Source organism: Streptomyces sp. NPDC059785 (assembly GCF_042732375.1).
Taxonomy (GTDB): domain Bacteria; phylum Actinomycetota; class Actinomycetes; order Streptomycetales; family Streptomycetaceae; genus Streptomyces.
Genome location: NZ_JBHWHV010000030.1, coordinates 1 through 19,395, shown reverse-complemented (window position 1 = coordinate 19,395; position 19,395 = coordinate 1). Strand labels below are relative to the sequence as shown.

At 72.1% G+C, this 19,395-nt stretch carries 7 protein-coding genes and 2 pseudogenes; 8 read left to right on the top strand and 1 reads right to left on the bottom strand.

The genetic code is table 11. The features are described 5' to 3' along the window. Positions 1–108: 108 nt before the first annotated feature. From ACFV6E_RS22635 to ACFV6E_RS22625, 3 genes are all read left to right on the top strand, one after another. The gene (locus ACFV6E_RS22635) at positions 109–4,164 is read left to right on the top strand and encodes an amino acid adenylation domain-containing protein (RefSeq protein WP_385464031.1); all 4,056 of its coding nucleotides are present in this window, start codon (positions 109–111) and stop codon (positions 4,162–4,164) included. Then, the gene (locus ACFV6E_RS22630) at positions 4,161–13,688 is read left to right on the top strand and encodes an amino acid adenylation domain-containing protein (protein ID WP_385464028.1); all 9,528 of its coding nucleotides are present in this window, start codon (positions 4,161–4,163) and stop codon (positions 13,686–13,688) included. The genes ACFV6E_RS22635 and ACFV6E_RS22630 overlap by 4 nt, the downstream gene beginning before the upstream one ends. Positions 13,689–13,901: 213 nt before the next feature. After that, complete coding sequence (locus tag ACFV6E_RS22625) at positions 13,902–14,774, top strand: TauD/TfdA dioxygenase family protein (RefSeq protein ID WP_385464025.1); 873 nt, start codon at positions 13,902–13,904, stop codon at positions 14,772–14,774. Between the two features lie 365 nt (positions 14,775–15,139). On the opposite strand, the gene ACFV6E_RS22620 is transcribed toward ACFV6E_RS22625, so the two are convergent. Then, positions 15,140–15,760, bottom strand: a complete 621-nt coding sequence (locus tag ACFV6E_RS22620) for a TetR/AcrR family transcriptional regulator (RefSeq protein ID WP_385464023.1) — start codon at positions 15,758–15,760, stop codon at positions 15,140–15,142. A gap of 145 nt (positions 15,761–15,905) precedes the next feature. On the opposite strand from ACFV6E_RS22620, the gene ACFV6E_RS22615 reads away from it, so the two are divergent. The 5 genes and pseudogenes from ACFV6E_RS22615 to ACFV6E_RS22595 form a co-directional block, all read left to right on the top strand. Beyond that, on the top strand, positions 15,906–16,367 hold the full coding sequence (locus tag ACFV6E_RS22615; protein ID WP_385464020.1) for a cupin domain-containing protein: 462 nt from the start codon (positions 15,906–15,908) through the stop codon (positions 16,365–16,367). Beyond that, the gene (locus tag ACFV6E_RS22610) at positions 16,364–16,708 is read left to right on the top strand and encodes a hypothetical protein (protein ID WP_385464017.1); all 345 of its coding nucleotides are present in this window, start codon (positions 16,364–16,366) and stop codon (positions 16,706–16,708) included. Before ACFV6E_RS22615 ends, ACFV6E_RS22610 begins: the two co-directional genes overlap by 4 nt. Further along, a pseudogene (locus tag ACFV6E_RS22605) lies at positions 16,698–16,914 on the top strand (XRE family transcriptional regulator); the annotation flags it as partial. The gene ACFV6E_RS22610 and the pseudogene ACFV6E_RS22605, both read left to right, overlap by 11 nt. 228 nt (positions 16,915–17,142) lie before the next feature. Next, positions 17,143–17,754, top strand: coding sequence for an SMI1/KNR4 family protein (locus ACFV6E_RS22600; RefSeq protein WP_385464014.1), 612 nt, complete (start codon positions 17,143–17,145; stop codon positions 17,752–17,754). Between the two features lie 641 nt (positions 17,755–18,395). Further along, positions 18,396–19,395: pseudogene (locus ACFV6E_RS22595) on the top strand (hypothetical protein); the annotation flags it as partial.

The following is a 19,395-nucleotide window of genomic DNA, read 5'->3' as shown; positions in this document are numbered from 1 at the left end:
CGAAGGCGATCGCGCCGGGCGTGCTCGCGCACGATCGCGTGAATCACCGGTGCTCCGGTAATACGGGCTCCGATTCTCGCCGCGTTCTCTTCTCGTGAAGGGTGATCCGTGTCCTTGCCCCGAATCGCAGTCCCCCGTCACCCGGGCGAAGAAACATCGTCCGCGCCCCTGTCGCTGGCACAGGAGCGTCTGTGGGTCATGGCGCGCATGGACGGAGACGCCAGCGCCGCCTACAACGAGCCGATGCCCTTCGACATCCGGGGACCGCTCGACCCGGACCTGCTGATCAAGGCGCTGCACCTGCTCGCGGCCCGGCACGAGGCCCTGCGTACCCGCCTGGTGCCCGCCGACGGGTCGGCGCTTCAAGTCGTCGACCCGCCGGACACCCGGTTCCCGGTGGCCTTCGAGGACCTGGCGCACTTGGCGGGACTGCCGGAGGCGGCCGAGCGGTTCGCGCGAATACGGCTGCAAGCCGAAGCCACCCCGTTCCGCCTGGGCGAGGAGCCCATGGCGCGCGGCTGCCTCGTGGCGCTGGAACCGGACCACCACGTCCTGATCCTGACGGCCCATCACATCATCTTCGACGGCTGGTCCCGCTCCCTGCTGCTGCGCGAGCTGGGCCTGGTGTACACCGCGCTCAAGCGGGGGCAGGATGCGTCGCTGCCCGAACTGACCTGGCAGTACAGCGACTACACCCGCTGGCAGTGGGACTGGATGTCGGGGGACGAGCCCGGCGCGCACGCCGACTACTGGGCCGCCGCACTGGCCGGCGTCCCCGCGGTGCTCTCCCTGCCCACCGACCGGCTCCGCCCGCCCGAGCAGGACTTCCGCGGGGACCGGCTTTCCGTGACCGTGGACGAGGACTTGACGCGGGCGTTGCGAGACCTGGCCGCTGACAACGATGTCTCGCTGTACGCGACCGTTCTGACCGGCTGGTCCGTGCTGTTGTCCCTGCTCTCCGGGCAGGACGACATCGTGGTCGGCGCCCCGACGTCGAATCGCCGGCGCGGAGACGTCGGGGGTCTGATCGGCTTCTTCGTCAACACCCTCGCCCTGCGCGCGGACCTCTCCGGCTCACCCAGCGTCCGGGACGCCCTGAAACGGGTGAACCAGCGGATCCGCGACGCCCTCGCACACGTCGACCTGCCCTTCGAGCGAGTCGTCGAAGTGGCCAACCCACCGCGCAGCCCCGCGTACACGGCGCTGTTCCAGACCATGTTCGCCTGGGTCCCCTCCATGCGGAACGAGCTCGAACTCGACGGACTGGACGTGAAGCTGCGGGAGGACGCCGCTCACGTGCCCGCGAAGTTCGACATGGTCCTGGCCCTGGCCGACGAGGGCCGGCAGCTCACCGGCGAGATCGACTACGCGGTGGCGCTCTTCGACCGGGAGACCGTCGAACGGTACGTGCGCCAGTTCCTGCGCGTGCTGCGCCTGATGACCGAACGGCCCGGTGCCGGGATCGCGGACCTCACGCTGCTGAGCGAGGACGAGCAGCGTGAACTGCTGGCCACCTTCAGCGCGGGGCCCGCCGCGACCGCGGCGGGTGGACCGGCGCCGGCGGGTGTCCTCGAGCGGTTCGCGGCGCAGGTGCGCGAACGGCCGGGGCAGCTCGCGGTGGTGGCCGGTGACGCCGAGCTGGACTACACGACGCTCGACCGCCGGGCCGGCCGGCTCGCTCACGCGCTGATCGCCCGGGGTGCCGGTCCCGACCGCGTGGTGGGCCTGCACGCCGGACGCACCGCCGAACTCGTCGTCGGCGTGCTCGGCATCCTCAAGGCCGGGGCCGCCTACCTGCCCCTCGACCCCGGGCAGCCCCCGGAACGGCTCACCGCCATGGTGAGCGACGCGGAACCGGTCCTCGTACTGACCGACCGGACGGACACCGAGGGCGACGACCGGCGGCTGTGGCGGAACCTGGCGGAGGTGGAGGCCGAGGGGACGCACGACGGAGCGCAGGACACCGACGCCGATCCCGCCCGGCTCGCCTATGTCATCTACACCTCGGGGTCGACCGGCCGCCCCAAGGGCGTGGCGGTGACGCACGGCAGTGTCGTCAATCTCCTCGACCACTGGCGCGAACTCATGGCGGACGCCCCCGGCGAGGCGTCGTCGGCCTGGTCGAGCATCGGCTTCGACGCCTCGGTGCACGAACTCCTCATGCCGCTGACCACCGGAGCGGTGCTCCACATGGTCCCCGACGAGCTCCGGGGCGATCCCGCGGCGCTGATGGGCTGGCTGCGCGAACGCAAGGTCACCCAGGCGTTCCTGCCCCCGTCCTACGTCCTGTGGATCGACGAGGATCCGGCCACACGCCTGGCCGGGCTGAGCCTGCGTCAGCTCCTGACCGGAGTGGAATCCCTGCCCGAGAGCGCCCTGCACCGCATGCGCGAGCAGCTGCCCGGCCTGCGCATCTGCTTCGGCTACGGCCCGACCGAGGCGACGCTCTACTCCACCGCCTACACCGACCCGGGGCCGTACGAGCGGTCGTGCCCCATCGGACGGCCGCTGCGCGGCACCCGCCTGTACCTGCTCGACGACCGTATGCGCCCGGTGCCGGTGGGGGTTCCCGGTGAGGTCTACCTCGGCGGAGCGAGCCTGGCCCGCGGATACCTGAACCGGCCCGACCTCACCGACGAGCGCTTCGTCCCCGACCCGTTCGTGCCCGGCCAACGCGTCTACCGCACCGGCGACCTGGCGCGCTGGCTCCCGGACGGCAACGCCGAGTACGTCGGCCGCCGTGACGACCAGCTCAAGCTGCGCGGCTTCCGCATCGAACCCGCAGAGGTCGAGGCGGCGCTGCTGGCCGTGCCCGGCGTACGGGAGGCCGTCGTGCTGGCCGACCGGGACACACCCGGAGGCCCCCACCTGGTCGCCGGTGTGGGATGCGACGCCGCGGACACGCGGACGGCGTACGAGTGGCGCGCGGCCCTGGAGCACCGTCTGCCGGACTACATGATCCCCGTCGCGGTGGCCGAGTTCCCGCGGCTGCCGTTGAACCGCAGCGGCAAGGTGGACCGGCCCGCCGTGCTGCGCGCCACGGCGGCGGCCCGCTCCGGACGGGTCAACACGGCCACGCCCCGCGACCACGTCGAGATGACGCTGTACCGGATCTGGCGGCGCGTCCTGCTGCACCCGGACGTCGGCATCGGCGACAACTTCTTCGAGCTCGGCGGCACCTCGATCTCGGCGATCAAGATGGCGTCCGCCGTCCAGGAGGAACTCGGCGTGCCGCTGCCGGTCCGGGACGTCATGCTGCACCCCACCATCGAGGCGCTCGCCGAGCGGGTGCGCGGCAACGGCGCCGGGGCCCCGCCGTCCGCGGAGTCCAGCAGCCTGGTTCAGTTCCGCGCGGCTTGCGCCCGGCGGCGCGTGGTGTGCGTGCATCCCGCCGGCGGTACCGCGTTCTGCTATCTGCCGCTGTCCACGGCGCTGCCCGACGACGTCGGTGTGGTGGGGCTCCAGGCGCCCGGTATCAACCCCGGCGAGTCCCTCCTGCCCGGTGTCGAGGCGATGGCCCAGGAGTATCTGCGGCTCGTCGCTCCCCGCCCGGACGAGGCACTGGTGCTCACCGGGCTGTCCTACGGCGGTCTGATCGCCTACGAAATGGGCCGGCGCCTGGTGGCGGCCGGACACGAGACGGTGAGCGTGGTCCTGCTCGACACCCATGGCGCGCAGGACGCGCAGGACACGGAGCAGCCGCCCGCGATCCTGCCGGTCGGCATGGAGGAGTTCCGGGAGAAGCTGGTGCGCTTCAACGGCATGTACCCGGGCATCGACGACGACCAGGTGGCCCGGTACCTGACCGTCTACAACCACCACCGCGAGACGGCGCGCGGCTACGCGGTCCCCGAGTCGCCGGCCCGTGTCGTGCTGATGCAGGCGACGGCCGTGGAGGACGAGGACGGCGAGAGCGCGGCCGCCGGCCTGCGCGCGTTCTGGCGGCGCCGCGTCAGCGGCCAGTTCGTGGTCGAGCCGGTGGCCTGCGGCCACTGGGACATGCTGGAGAGCGACGAACTGCCGCGCGTCGCCGCCGTCCTCGCCGCCGAACTGGACCGGCTGACGGCCGCCCCGGGCGGCAGCGGAACGGAGCGCACCGCGCCGTCCGGCATCCCGGCACCTTCCGGCACGACGGCACTTGCTGACACGTCGGAGGCCCGATGAAACCGCGCGCCGAAACATCCCCCGCCGACGTGGGTCCGGAGCCGAGCACGAGCACACCGGTCGGGCTCGCCCTCGCGATACATCGCCAGGCGCTGCGCTCACCGCGGGCGGACGCGGTCGCCGACGGCGACGTACGGCTGGACTACGCGACGCTGAACGCCGCGGCCGCCGCCGTGGCCGGGGAACTGGCCCGCCGGGGCGTGGCGGGCGGGCAGGCCGTGGCGGTGGCGCTGCCGCGCTCGTGGCGGCTGGTCTGCGTGATGCTGGGCCTGCTGCGACTGGGCGCCCGGGTGGTGCCGCTGGACACACAGAGCCCCGCCGAACGCCGTCTTCTCATCCTGCGGGATTCCGGAGCGGCCGCCCTGGTGTACGAGACCCCCGAGAGCGCCACCGCGCTTCCGCCGGGCGTGAGGGCACTCGCCGTGGACACCCTCCTGCCCGGACCCGCGGCCGTCGCGGACACCACGGACACGGTGCAGGAGCCGGCTGCCCCCGGCGGGGTGTCCTTCTTGTTCTACACCTCCGGAACGACCGGGCGGCCCAAGGGCGTCGAGGTCCGCGACGCCGGGATCATGCGGCTGGCCCGTCCCGGATACATACGTGCCGAACCCGGCCTGCGCTACGCCTGCCTGGCCAACCCGGCGTTCGACGCCCTGAGCTTCGAAGTGTGGACGCCCTTGCTGACCGGTGGCTGCTGTGTGGTTCTGGGCGACGCGGACGTGCACACCCCCGAGCGGCTCGCCGCGGCCCTGCGGCGCGAGCGGGTGGACACCGTCTTCGTCACCACCGCGCTGTTCAACGCGGTGGTCGCGGCCGTACCGGACTGCTTCGCCGCGGCCGGCGAGGTCCTGGTGGGCGGCGAGCAGCTCAACGCCCGGGTGATGGGCCGCTGGTACCGGGACAACGCCGACAGCGGCACCCGGCTGTTCAACATCTACGGGCCGACGGAGTCCACCACCTTCGCCCTGTGCCATCCGATCCCGCGGGACTTCGACGGTGACGTGGTGCCGATCGGCCGGCCCCTGCCGCAGACCGGTGCCGTGCTGGTCGTGCCGGGCCAGGAGCGGGTCGCCGCGCCCGGGGAGGTCGCCGAGCTCCTGCTGAGCGGCGCCGGACTCGCGGCCGGTTACCGCGACCTGCCCGAGGAGACCGAGCGGCGCTTCGTACGGCTCGCCTGGCTCGACGGCGGCGAGGAGCGGCACTACCGCACCGGTGACCTCGTACGGGCCGACGACGAGGGCCGGGTGGAGTACGTCGGACGGATCGACCGCCAGGTCAAGGTGCGCGGCTTCCGGATCGAGCCCGGCGAGGTGGAACGGCATGTGCTCGCCCACGAGGCGGTCCGGCGGGCCTACGTGTGCACACGCCGCGCGGGGGAGGACGGGCCCAACGAGTTGCTGGCGTTCGTCGTCCTGCAACAGGAACTGTCCTACGAGGACTTCGACAGCCACCTCGCGGCCCGCCTGCCCGTCTACATGCGCCCGCACCGGATCCATCGCGTGGCGGAGCTGCCGCTCAACGCCAACGGCAAGGTCGACCAGGTCGCGCTGCTGGAACGGGCCGGCCGGCCCTGGCGGCCGGACGCTTCCGGCGGACCGGCCGCGACACGGACGCAGCGCGAGGTCCTGGAGCTGGCCGAGGAGATCCTGGGCGCCACCGGTCTCGGGCTCGGTGACCGGTGGATCGCCGCCGGCGGTGACTCGCTGAAGGCCCTGCGGTTCTGCTTCGCCGTCCGGCAGAGATGGGGACGGGATCTGCCGCAGGCGGCCGTTCTGCACGGGGATCTGGCCGCGATCGCCCAGGCCGTCACCGCGGTCTCTCCTGGCGGGGAAGGCACCTATCCGGCTTTCGCGGCCGCCGGTGCCTCCTCGGCACCCGCCACGAGCGAGCAGCAGCGGCTGTGGCTGCTCCAGCGCCGCGCACCGGGCTCCCGGGCGTACTCGGTGGGCCAGGCCTTCCGCGTGGACGGGCCCGTCGACACCGCCGCCCTGCGCCGGGCCCTGCGCACCCTGGTGGCACGCCACCCGGCACTGCGCACCGGCTTCACCCTCGCGCCGCAGGGACTGCGGCAGACGGTCACCGAGCCGTACGACCCCTGGCGCGAGCCGGGCAGCGCACAGCAGGCGTGGGACGAGGAGGAGGCACACGCCTTCGCCGACGCCTTCTTCGCCGAGCCCTTCGACCTCGCCGTCCCCCGTATGTTCCGGGCCTGCTGGCTGCCCCGTGACGGCGGCGGGACGCTTCTGCTGCACCTGCACCACATCGCCGTCGACGGCTGGTCACTGAGCGTCCTGCTGCGGGACCTGTCCGCCGACTACGCCGCCGGGACCACCGATGCCGACACCGGCCGGAACACGGCACCGGCAACGGCACCGGCTCCGAACCCCCTCGACTTCGCCGCCTGGCAGAGCGACTGGTTCGCGACCGCGGCCTACCAGGCGCAGCGCGACGAACTCCTGGCGCACTACCGGGGCCTGCAGGAGCCCCAGGAGGCGCTGCCCGCCCAGGACGCGGATCCGGCGCCGCGGGCGCGGCTGCTGCACATGTCCCTCGACGTCGTACGCCGGACAACGGTGGACCGCCTCTGCGCCGAGCTGGGACTGACCCGCTTCCAGGTGCTGCTGAGCGTCTTCTCCTGGAGCCTGTACGGCGTGAGCGGCCTGCTCCGCCCGCGCATCGCGGCCCCGGTCGCCAACCGCCCGCTGGGCGAGTTCGAGGACAGCGTGGGCATGATGGCGAACACCGTGCTGCTGCCCGTCGTCGTCGAGCCCGCTGCGGACCTGCGCTCGCACCTCGCCCGCACCGGGACCGGCACGGGGCAGGTGCTGCGACGCCAGGACGTGGCGCTCGCGGACGTGCTGACCGGCTGGGAGGCCGTCGGCGACGGCACCCCGTTCGACTTCCTGTTCGTCCTGGAGAACACCGACTTCGCGGGGCTGCGGCTGCCCGGCTGTGTCCAGCGCCCCCTGTGGTGGGCCGCGCCGGAGGCCAAGTGCCCGATGACGGTCTCCGTGGTCGAGCACGCGGACGGACTCGACCTGCTGTGGGAGTACGCCGAGGACCGGTTCACCGGCGAGGACGTCGAGGCGATGGCCGAGCTGTTGCGGCGGGGCGTGGACGCACTCGCGTCCGGCGGCCGTTCCACCGTGCGGGAGCTGGTCGCGCCGTACCGGCGGTCCCTTCCGGAGCACGGGCGCGGGCCCGTCCCGGAACCGGGCTTCACCACGATCGCCGAGGGCTTCGCACAGCAGGTCGCCCGCACCCCGGACGCCCCCGCCGTGCTCACGGCCGACGGCAGCGCCCTGAGCTACGCGGCGCTCGACGTCCTCGCCGGGGCCCTCGCCGCGGAACTGGCCGACCGCTACCCGATCCCGGCCGACGGCGGCCCCTGCCGGGCGGCCCTGTACCTGGACCCCTCCGCCGAGCACGTGGTGGCCCTGCTGGCGCTGGCGCGGCTGAACGTCACCGCCGTCCCCCTCGACCCCTCCTACCCGGCCGAGATGCTGCGCCGGGTCCTGGATCGGGTCGACCCGCTGTGCGTCCTGGTCGGGCGCGACGGCGCGCCCGCGCTGGACGCGCTGCTCCCTGGCGGTGTGGTGCGCCACCCGGTCGTGCCGGCGGATCCGGCGGACCCGGCGCCGCGGGAGGGCGGCGACGCGCAAGCGCCGCACGACAGGCGCGCGCACGAGGGCACCCGGCCGCTGTACACACTCTTCACCTCCGGCTCCACCGGCGTCCCCAAGGGCGTCCAGATCTCCGACCGCACCCTGTGCGACCTGATCCAGTGGCAGTCGGGACCCGGCGGCCTGACCGGCGCGGCGGCCACCCAGCAGTTCTCGATGCTGGCGTTCGACGTGTCCTTCCAGGAGATCTTCGGAACGCTGTGCACCGGCGGCAGCCTCCAACTCGTACGCCCCGAGTGGCGCCAGGACGTCCCCGCGCTGCTGGAGCGGCTTCAGTCCGCGGGCACCGAGCGGATCTTCCTGCCGTACGTGGCCCTGCAACTGCTCGCCGAGTACGCGGTCCGCCTGGGCCGGTTCCCCTCCCGGCTGCGCGAGGTGGTCACCGCGGGCGAGCAACCGGTGTGCACCGACACCGTCCGCCGCTTCTTCGCCGCACTGCCCGGCGCCCGCCTGTTCAACCACTACGGGCCGACCGAGACGCACGTGGTCGGTGCCCTGTGCCTGGCAGGCGACCCGTGGCAGTGGCCCGAGCGGCCCGCCGTCGGACGCCCGGTGGCCGGTGCCGACCTGCGGGTGGTGGACGCCGGGGGCGATCCGGTTCCGCCCGGGTGCACCGGCGAGCTGCTGATCGGCGGCACCATGACGACCCGCTGCTACCTCGGCGAACCCCTGCTGAACGACGCCCGCTTCATCGAGGTGCCCGGCGCGGGCCTGTTCTACCGCAGCGGCGACCGGGCGTGGTTCGACCGCGAGGGCCTGCTGCACTACGCGGGCCGCGAGGACCAGCAGATCAAGCTGAGCGGGCACCGGCTGGAGCTCGGCTCCGTCGAAGCGGCCCTGCTGCGCCATCCCGCGGTGGCGGGCGCCGTCGTCGCGCGGGACGGCGACCGGCTGACGGCCTGTCTGGAGATCCGTGACGGATTCCCGTCCGCCGACGACCTGACCGCGCACCTTGCCGCCTCGCTGCCCTCCTACGTCCGCGTGGACCGCTTCCGCAGACTGCGGACGCTGCCGCGCACCCCCAGCGGCAAGCTGGACCGGCAGGCGGCGCTTCGCGCGCCGGGCGAGGAGATACGCCGGGCGGTGGCCGCCCGCACCGGCCTCTCGGCCGAGGAGGAGCGGCTCACCGCCGCCTTCGAGGAGGTCACGGGGGCGGCGATCGGACCGGACCAGACCTTCTTCGAGGCGGGTGCCTCCAGTCTCGCCCTCATGCGCTTCCACCTGCGCTGCACCACGGCGCTCGGGCTGCGCTTCGGCGTCGCGGACCTGTTCGAGCACGTCACCGTCCGCTCCCTGGCCCGCCACCTCGCCGCCGGCGGCCGCCCCGGCACCCGGACACCCGCCGCACCGGCCGGGACGCACGGCGCGATACCGCAGCCCGGCGAGCCGATCGCGGTCGTCGGCATGGCGGTGCGGGTGCCCGGCGCCCCGGACCTCGCAGCCTTCTGGGACTTGGTGGTCTCCGGCGGCACCGGTATCCGCCGTGTCGACGCCCCGAAGGGCGTCATCGGCGCGCACAGCACGCTCGACGGGATGCTCGACTTCGATCCCGGCCACTTCGGCATCAGCCCGCACGAAGCACGCCTGATGGACCCCCAGCAGCGGCACCTGCTGATGGCCTGCGTGCAGGCACTGGCACACGCCGGGATCGCGGACACCTCCGCCGCACGCGTGGGCCTGGTGGCCGGCGCGGGGGAGAGCACCTACTTCCAGTCCATGCTGCGCGAGGCGGACCCCGGCCGGCTGCCCGACGGCTTCCAGCTCGCCCTGCACCACGAGAAGGACTTCCTGGCCACCAAGGTCGCCTACCACCTCGGGCTGACCGGACCCGCGTTCAGCGCCCAGACGGCGTGTTCCAGTTCCCTGGTCGCCGTGCACCTCGCGGCCGGCCTGCTCCGCCAGGGCGATGCCGAGGTGATGCTCGCCGGGGGAGTGCTCGTCGACCCCACCCTGACCGGCGGCTACCGCTACCGCCCGCAGCACATCTTCTCCGCCGACGGCGACTGCCGCCCCTTCAGCGACGACGCGACCGGGACGGTCGGCGCGAGCGGCGTCGGTGTCGTGGTCCTCAAACCGCTGCGGCGGGCACGGCGCGACGGCGACACCGTCTACGCGGTCGTCACCGGCTCCGCGGTCAACAACGACGGCACGGCGAAGATGAGTTACACCGCGCCGTCCGTGGCCGGGCAGCGCGAGGTGATCGAGACCGCCCTGGCCCGCGCCGGATGCACGGGCGCCGACGTCGGTTACGTGGAGGCGCACGGAACCGGCACCCGGCTCGGCGACCCCATCGAAGTGAGCGCACTGCGCCAGGCCTTCGGCGTGAGCGAGTCCGGCCGCTGCGCGCTCGGCTCCGTCAAGAGCCAGCTCGGCCACCTGGGCGCGGCCGCCGGGGTGGTGGGCCTCGTACGCTCCGTCCTCGCCGTACATCACGGGACCATCCCGCCCACCCTCAACTTCCGCGCCTTCAACCCGGAGATCGGCCCCGACCCCGCCCCCTTCCACGTCCCGGCCCGTGCCACGCCCTGGTCCGGGGGACGCGCGCGGGTGGCCGCGGTGAGCAGCTTCGGGATCGGCGGCACCAACGCCCACATCATCGTGGAACAGGACACCGGTACGGAAACGGAGACCGGAACGCGCACGGGTGCCGGAGCGGGCACCGGGACCGGGACCGCCACGACCGCCGGATCCGGCGCGGTACCGAGGTGCCTGGTGCTGTCCGCCTCCAGCGCGGACGCCCTCGCCGCCGACGCCGCCCGGATCGCCGACTACCTCCAAGCGCGGCCCGAGCGCTACGAGTCCGTACTGCGCCATCTGCAATCCGGTCGTACGGCCCGCCGCCTGCGGACCGCGGCGGCCGTCGCGGACGTCGCGGCCGCCGTGGCCTGGCTGCACGCGGTGGCCGCGGGAGAGGTCCCGCACGGCACCGCGGACCCGGACGCCGTGCCGGTCCCCGCCGCCGGTCGTACGGCCCACGAGCTCGCCGAGGACTGGACCGCCGGACGGTCCGTCGACTGGCGGACGGGATCCGCCCCTGCGCCCTGGGACTTCCCGCCTCCGTCCTTCGCGCTCACGGAGTACGACTTCGACCGCACGCCGAAGGCCCCGGCCGCGCAACCGGAGCGGCCGCCACGGCCGCAGCGGTTGCCCCAGTGCGACTGGCTGCACCAGCCGCACTGGGTCCGGCTGCGCCGCGCCGCCGTCGCGGTCACCACCGCACCGGCCGACCGCGCGTCCGTCGTGGTCGTCATGGCCTCGAAGAGCACACCGCGGACGGCGTTCGCGCCGTTCGAAGCCGTGGCGTCACGCGTGGTACGGGTGCACCCGGCCGGCACCTTCGCCCGCAGGGGCCCCGACGTCTTCGACGCCGACCCGGCCGACCCGGCGTCCCTGCGCCTGCTGCTCGACGCACTGTCCGGGGACGGCACCGACGACACCAGGGCCCTGGCCGATGTGGAGTGGGTGCACGCGCTGCCGCTGGAGGTGACGGGTGTGGTCGGTACCGGCACGCTGGAACACGCCCGCCACGCCTGCCTGGACACCACGGCCGCCCTGGCCCAGGCACTGTCCGGACGGACCGGCCGCCCGCGCGTGTGGTGGCTGTCGTACGGCGCCCGGCCCGTGGCCGGGACGGTGGACCGTCCCGAACTGGCGCTTCTCGCCGGGCCGGTCGAGGTCGCCCCTCAGGAGGGCGCCCTGGACGGCCACTGGCTCGACCTCCCCGACGGCGACCTCACCCGCTGGGCGGCACACGTGGCCGCGGCCGTCGCCGGAGCCCCCCGGGCGGGCCGTCCCGGCGGCCCTGCTCTGCCCCGGCAGCTCGCGCTGCGGCAGGGCTACTGGTGGCGACCGGGCACCACGCCCGTGCCGGTGCCGCCGGGCGCCGAGCCCCTCGTACCGTGCGGCGGGGACACCGTCCACCTGGTACTGGGCGGCACGGGCGGCATCGGCCGCGCCATCGCCGCCTGGCTCCTCGAGCACACCGGCGGCCGGGTCCTGCTGTCGTCGAGGAATCCACGGCTGCCCGCGGAACTGACCCGCTGGGCCGACCGCGTCGGCCTCGTACCGGCGGATCTGGCGGAGATGCCCGTGCACGAGGTCGCGGCGGCCGTCGCCGAGCGCACGCCGCGGCTGGACGGCGTCGTCCACGCGGCCGGCCTCGGGTTCGGAGGGCTGCTCGTCCAACGCGACGCCACGGCGATGCGCGACGCCGCCGCGGCCAGGGAGAAGGGCGCCCTCGTCGTGGAGCACCTGATCGAGACCTTCCAACCGGACATCGCGGTCTACTGCTCCTCGATGTCCGCCCTGCTCGGCGGCGTCGGCCAGAGCGACTACGCGGCCGGCGCGGGCCTCCTCGACGGCTTCGCCCACCACCGCGCCGAGGAGACGGAGACGACCGTCCGGATCGGCATCGACTGGGACATCTGGAGCGAGACCGGCATGGCGACCCGGGTCCGCAACCCGGACAGCCGCCACAGGGCCCACCTGGAGACCGGTCTGACGGTCGCGGAGGGCAAGGCGGTCTTCGCCCACGCCCTGGCCCTGCAGCTGCCGCAGCTGCTCGTCTCCACCACCGACATCGACGCCTCCCGCGCGTTCTACGCTCCCTCGCCCGACGGCCGGGCGCAGCCGCTCACCCCGCGATCAGCACCGGCGCACCGCACGGACGACGAGGCGGGTTCCGCGGCCTCGTACCCGGACAGTTCAGCTTCCCGGTATCCGGACAGTCCGCCTTCCCCGTACCCGGGCGGTTCGTCTTCCCCGTACCCGCACGGTGCCGCGCAGCGGGCCGGCGCCATGACTCACGTGATCAAGGACCTGCTGGGCGTGGACGACCTGGACCCGGACGACTCCCTGTACGACCTCGGCGCCGACTCACTGACCCTGATCAGCCTGATCGCCCAGATCGAGGACGACTACGGACTCGCCTTCGACCTGGCCTCCTTCAGCCACCGGGTCAGCCTCTCCGAAATCCTCAAACACATCGAGGCGTCCCTCAGTCCCCGCGATCCCGGCGCCGCGGCGGCCGGAACCACCGCCCCCCGGGTCGCCCTCGACATCTGGCAGGAGGGAACCGGCCCGGCCGTCCTGTGCCTGATACACCCCGTGGGCGGAGACATCCAGGCCTACCGGTCTCTGGTGGCAGCGCTGGGACCCGCACCGACCGTGTGCCTCATCGCCGATCCGGCACTCCGCGACGCCGCGGTGCCCGCATGGTCTTTGGCCGAACGCGCCCGCCACTACGACGCGGCACTCAGTGACCGCTTCGGCGGCTCCGACCACCGGCTTCACCTGGCCGGATGGTCCTACGGAGCCCGGGTGGCCATGGAGATGGCCGCTCTGGCCGAGTCGGCCGGGCGGCCGTTGGAGGCGCTCCATCTGCTGGACCCGCCACCGCCGCGGGCGGACGCGCTGGTCGCCGCCTACGACGAGACCCACCTGGAGAAGGTGTTCGCCGCCGAACTCGGTACCGGCGTCTCCTCGGTGGCGGCGGAGCACGCACAGGCGTACGCCGAGAGACTGGCCCGCTGCTGCCGGGCGAACCTGCGCAGCCTGGGCGAGCACCGGGTTCGGCCGCTCGCCTCCGTCCCCACGTTCGTGTGGCTGGCCGAACAGCCCACGGCGGGTGTACCGGCCCCCGGCGACCCGCAGGAGACGGACCGGCAGTGGAGCACCCTGCTGCCACCCTCCGCCGTACGACGGACCCTGCCCACCGACCACTACGGCATCGTCGCGCCACCCCATGTGCGGACGGTGGCCGAGAGCATCACGGCAACGCTGGCGGACCCGGCAGCCGGTGCCCGCGCACGCCGCGAGGACGAGACGGAGCGCGCCCGGTGACGCCGGCGGGTGAAGCCGGTGAGAACGATGCATCCAGTGAAAATGACGCACCCGGTCAAGACGGTGCACCCGGTGAACCGCAGGACGCCCGGTCGTCACCGCGGGTTCCTGTTCGGCCGCGCGGACCGGCCGGGCCTCTGGACCCGGGCATGAACTGGTCCGACGCCGAACCGCTCGACCGAGACACGTAACCCCACCCCCTCTGGAGGAGTCATGGAGTCCTACGAACGCGAAGCACTGGAAGCGGTGACCACGCGTCCCGTGCACCCCTACCGTACGCTCACGGTCGAACGCATCACCCCGGTCCTGGGCGCGGAGGTCTCAGGCGTCGACCTGTCGAAGGAGATCCCGGCGGAGCAACTGGACGAGATACGCACCGCGTTCCTCGATCACCATGTCCTCGTCTTCCGCGATCAGACGATCAGCGCCGAGGACCACAAGCGTTTCGCCACGGCCTTCGGCGAGCCGCGTCCCGTCAACCCGCCGCCGCCCGAGGGCGACCCGTACATCCTGGAGATCCGCACGACGTCGGCCGCGGTGAACGTGGCGGGCAACGGCTGGCACGCCGACGGCACCGCCGACGCCGAACCGTCGCTGGGGTCGATGCTCTACATCACCGAGATCCCCGAGCCGGGCTGCGGCGGCGACACCCTCTTCGCCAACATGCACCTCGCCTACGAGATGCTCTCGCCGGCCATGCGCTCCCTGCTGGACGGGCTCACCGCCATCCACGACGGCGCCCAGGCCCTGGCGGGATACACCCCGCCCGCGGACTACGTCATCCCCAAGAGCGAGCACCCGCTCATCGCCCGGCACCCCGAGACCGACCGCAGGCTGCTCTACGTCAACAAGGCCTACACCAGCCGCATCCCGCAGCTCGCCACTCAGGAGAGCCAGGCCCTGCTCGACATGCTCTTCGACACCATCGCCTGCAGGCCGATCCTGCACTGCCGCGTCCGCTGGACCCCGGGCACCCTCGTCTTCTGGGACAACCGCTGCGTTCAGCACCACGCCACGTACGACTACTACCCCTACGCCCGCTACGGCCAGCGAGTCGCCATCAACGGTGGCCCCGTCAAGGGCTGACGGCACGACACCTCAGGGCGCCTGCGCTCGCCTACCGGACCGACCCGGCCCCCGCAGGAGCAGCGCCGGCCGTGCGACGTGTGCCGGCGCCGCACCATCCAACTGCTCAGGCTCCACACCACCACCCCGTGCACCCGGCGGTAGCCCCCACGACGGGTGCACGCGGACCAGACGCTGGGTCAGTACGCGCAGACGTGACCGGCGGAGGGACTGGCGCGACAGGGGCGCCGGTAGAGCGGCGAGCAGTGCCCGGTCTGCCGGCGCGAACTTGTTCCGGTCCGCATCGAGATGGCGCTCCAGGATGGTGAGCCGGCGCGACGCCAAGATCGTCAACTGTCGTTCCCGGAGGTTCTCGACAGAGTCGTTCAGTGAGGTTCGGCAGTGGGGAAGGTGGCCGCGACCGCAGCAGCGGTGGTGCGGCGTGCGGTGGCCACGAGGCTGGCGATCGCGGTGTCGGGGGACAGGCCGCACAGGTCGGTCAGGGTGAAGACCGATTCGGCGCTGATGATGACGGAGAGGTCGCGGACGAGTTGTTCGACGTCCGCGTGTCCCGCGAGTCCGTTTGCGTCGATCCACGGGGCCAGGGCGTGTTCGATGAGTTCGAAGCGGCGGGCCGGACGGTCCTTGGCGGTCGAGGGCTTCACGATGGTCGAAGCGATGACCGCCCGCACGGCGCCCTCCCGGCGCAGCACCGCCCGGCCGAGGATCTGCGTGGCCAGGCCGATCCGTTCGACCGGGTCGTCGCTGTCCGTCGCCGCTCGCAGGGTCGCGACCTGGTCCTCGGGGGAGACGGCGGCGCGCAGGAGTGAGATCAGGTCGGGGAAGTACCGGTAGGCGGTCGCCTCGGAGACCCGGGCCTCGGCGGCGATCGCTGACATTTTGATCTCCGTGCCACTGTCGGCGAGGGTGCGGGCCGCATCGACGATGGCGGTCCGGGTGCGCTCCATCTGGTTGGTGCGCGGGCGGGTGCGGCTCTTGCCGTCCATGGCTCTCCTCTCCTGCCGCCCGTCACTGTATCGCATCGTTCTCATGACGATAGTGAAGTCGCTTCGTGAGAGTCGACTTGCATGAGTGATGGATCGGGCCTAGAGTCCTGGTCAGCAGAACGCATCAACAGCCCCAGGAGGTCTCATGGTTCAGGTTTCGATCGTCGGCCCCGGTGAGGGTGAACTCATCGTCAACGGGCCGTCGCAGATCCGGATCCTTGAGGACGGCAGCGGTACCGGCCACCGCCTCGGGCTGGGCGAGATCACCATCCCTCCGCACACCCCCGGACCCCCGCAGCACCGTCACGCCCAGCACGACGAGGGTTTCTACGTACTCTCGGGCAGCGTGCGCTTCACCGTGGGGCAGGACGACCACGACGCCGCAGCCGGCACCTGGGTCATGGTCCCGCCGGGGGCACCGCACACCTTCGCCAACGTGGGTGACGTGCCGGCGGTCATGCTGAACACCTTCACGCCGGACCTCTATGTGCAGTACTTCCGCGATCTCAGGGACATGGTCGAGTCAGGACGACCGCTGACACACGACTCGGTGGCACAGGTGTGGACGAAGTACGGCACCGAACCGTCCACGGAGTACGCGCCGTGACCGCCCTGCTGGTCGCCAACGCCATCGTGTCCCTCGGCTCGGTCGTCTTCGCGGTGGTGGGAGGTATGCGCCCGCAGGCGCTGAGCGACAGCGGCACGCCGACCGGCGGTGAACGCTTCCACGGCTGGATGTACGCCGTCAGGGGGGTGCCGTTGGGCGTGGCGGCGGGCGTCGTTCCCTTCCTGGGGTCGTCACCCGCTTGCTCGTTGCTCCTTTTCGCAGCGGCCGCGGCGCAGGCGGGCGATGTCGCGATCGGAGCCGTCCGCCGCAAGTCCACGATGATCGCGGGGGCCTCGCTGCTGGTTGTCATTCATGCGACGACGGCCGTTGTCATGCGATGAGGGCCGCATCCGGCATCTCACCGTCGCCCTGCCCCCGCAGTACGCAGTACGCCGCACGGCTCCTCGACGCCCAGCAGCAAGGAGCCGGCGACGACCGGCTGAGCGAGCTGCCCGCCGACGCGCTCGAAGAGGCGTACTTCCAGGATGGTGGCCGCCGCGCCGGCTCCCTCCAGGAGGTGCAGATCAATGACGTGCTGGACCTGTAGTTCGAGCTGTAGAAGGCCGCCCCCGAAGAGCCCGCGAGCCCGCTGTGACAGAGCGTTCGGCTTGGTGAGTGAGCACTTGAGTCGGCGACTGGAGCGTGGGGTGCCAATGATTCGGTGAGCCGGGACACGCGTCACACTCGTGAGCAGGGACACGCGTCACAGTCGGATCGGCCGGACTGCCAGTGAGCGACGATCAAGCTGTCAGTGGTTGACTCTAGGGTCAGCTCTATGACAGCAGACCTGGTCCAGGAATCATGGAGCCGCATCGACGCGTGGCTGCGCGAGCACGCGCCTCGCACTTTCGCCACGCTCCGGCCGCCCGCGAAAGTTGAGGAGATCACGGCGGCACAGGATGGACTGGGCATCACCTTTCCTCCGGACCTGATCGCTTCACTGCTCCGGCACGACGGGGCACTGGACGGACCAGAGGCCTTCCGGTTCAACACGCACGACCGCCTACTCGGAGTGAGCGGGATCCTCGAGGACACCAGGTTCATGCGCGCCGTCGCCGACGACCTGGATGAGAAGGAGGCCGAGGACTACTGGCAGCACGGCTACGCGAAGTTCGGTTCCTATGGGGCAACGTCGGACGGTCTCATGATCGATTGCCGTACTGGGCGGGACTCCTTCGGCGCGATCGGGCGGTTCTTCGACGAGACCGGCACCAGTTTCGGGGAAGGCCGACTCACTTGGTGGGTATCTGGCAGAGCTGGCCGGCCAGCTCGAGCGCGGCCGGGATGCCGGTGTCGTCACGTTCAACGCCCGGCTGTTCTGGGAGTGGGCGATGCCTGCCCGTCCGGAGTGGGGCAGTGCCGACGATCCTCTTGGCGCACGGGATGAACAGCTCCCGGAGCTGGACCTCTCCTGCAGTCCCACCGACCTCCTCCACGCGAGCTACCCGGACGGACTGGAGGAACTCGGTGCACTGCTCGCGGTCCTGCCGCGGGAGCGGGTGGTTGCAGCCGCTCGGCAGCAGCTGCGCAGACTGGCGGTCGAAACGGGCCTGAACAAGTACCCGGAGGTCACGTCGGCCCTGGACGCGTTGGAGCGGGGTGAAGTCCCCTCGCGGCCGGACCAGAACGACCCGCTGGCCCTGCGACTGCGTGCGGTACTCGTGCAGGCGAATGCCCACCGGGACGATAGTCGCAGGTGGGCCGCGGAGACAATGGCACACGGAATCTGGGGTTCGCCTTACAGGTCCGTGTACGAGAGCGCGGGCATCCGCAGTCGCCTTACGGTCGACTGGCGTGCGGATCTGCACGCAGACCTGGGCAGACCGTCACTGCCACCGATACCTGACGAACGATTCTGGGGCACCTTGCGCAACCCCGCCATCGACTCCAACTGGTACGCAGCTCAGAACGCTCAAGATCAGGACTGACCGCAGAGGCTCTGGTTTCGCGTGAGCGCTTCATCCGGCGAGACTCTCCGGATGCAGCGCTCAGTCACACCCGCGAGCCCGCGAGCCCGGGTGTGACCGAGTGCCTCAGTTGGCCGCTCTGTGCTCCGCCGGCGCCCTCAGGACGGGCCTGCCGGGCCTGCCGCATGATTGCGACCATGCGGGAAAGAGTGGGCGGCAGCTCTGCCGTTTGTGGCCATGGGCCGGACGCGACGCGTCGGCGCTCGCCGAGATCGAGGCCGAGATCACCGCCTTCGGTGAGTCTCTGGACGTCCATCCCTTCCATTCCGGCCAGCCCGGCGTCACCGATGAGATGCGGGCCGAGCTGGAACGTGCTCTCGACGCATACGACCAGGCCAAGTGGGACGCCGACGGCGATCGCACCCGGGCGGACATACCTGCTGTCCTGCGGTCGCTGGACGAGGGCCGGCATGCGCTGGCCTGTCTGGATGCCCTGATCGCTGGCCGGCCTCTGCCGGAGCGCATGCCGCTGTGCTTTTTCGACGCCCGGCATGGTCGGGCCGTCCGGCAGATCAGTTGGGCACCTGCTGGGGGTGTCACCCGCAACATCGCCGTGTGCGCGGCGGACGCGGTCCGCTTGACCAAAAATTCGAGTGCAAGCACTCCGGACCGGCCGGGCTCTGGCGGCGTCGTCCGCGCGCAGCCACATGAGGCGGAGCCCAGCCTGCCGATGCCTGCCCCCCAGCCGCAGGTCAGCGGTATGAGAGGCAGCGGCGAGCAGACCCACCGGCTGAAGATGCCGTCGTACAGCCCGGCTGTGATGGTCTTCTCGATCAGCGGGCAGACAGGGGTCCACCTGCGTTTCCTGGGCAGGAAGGGGCGCTCTTCACGCCTGTACCGGCTGTCCGGCGACGGCGCCCCCGTTACCGTCCGGATCCCGCTGCCGGAGGCAAGCAGGGCCGTCGCTTTCCGCATATCCGCCGGCAACTGGGAGGATTGGACGGCGACCGCGGCCCCGCTGCGAGAAGGATCGTGTCCCTCGTCGTGGTGTTGGGGATCAACGACCGGGAGTGCGCGGGCGTCTGCCCGGGGCGCACTTCCATGGATGGGTCCCGCTCCCT

Bases quoted from the DNA above. Each gene is read 5' to 3' on its own strand.
- ACFV6E_RS22630 (WP_385464028.1), top strand. From the start codon at position 4,161: ATGAAACCGCGCGCCGAAACATCCCCCGCCGACGTGGGTCCGGAGCCG.
- ACFV6E_RS22625 (WP_385464025.1), top strand. From the start codon at position 13,902: ATGGAGTCCTACGAACGCGAAGCACTGGAAGCGGTGACCACGCGTCCC.
- ACFV6E_RS22620 (WP_385464023.1), bottom strand. From the start codon at position 15,760: ATGGACGGCAAGAGCCGCACCCGCCCGCGCACCAACCAGATGGAGCGC.
- ACFV6E_RS22615 (WP_385464020.1), top strand. From the start codon at position 15,906: ATGGTTCAGGTTTCGATCGTCGGCCCCGGTGAGGGTGAACTCATCGTC.
- ACFV6E_RS22600 (WP_385464014.1), top strand. From the start codon at position 17,143: ATGACAGCAGACCTGGTCCAGGAATCATGGAGCCGCATCGACGCGTGG.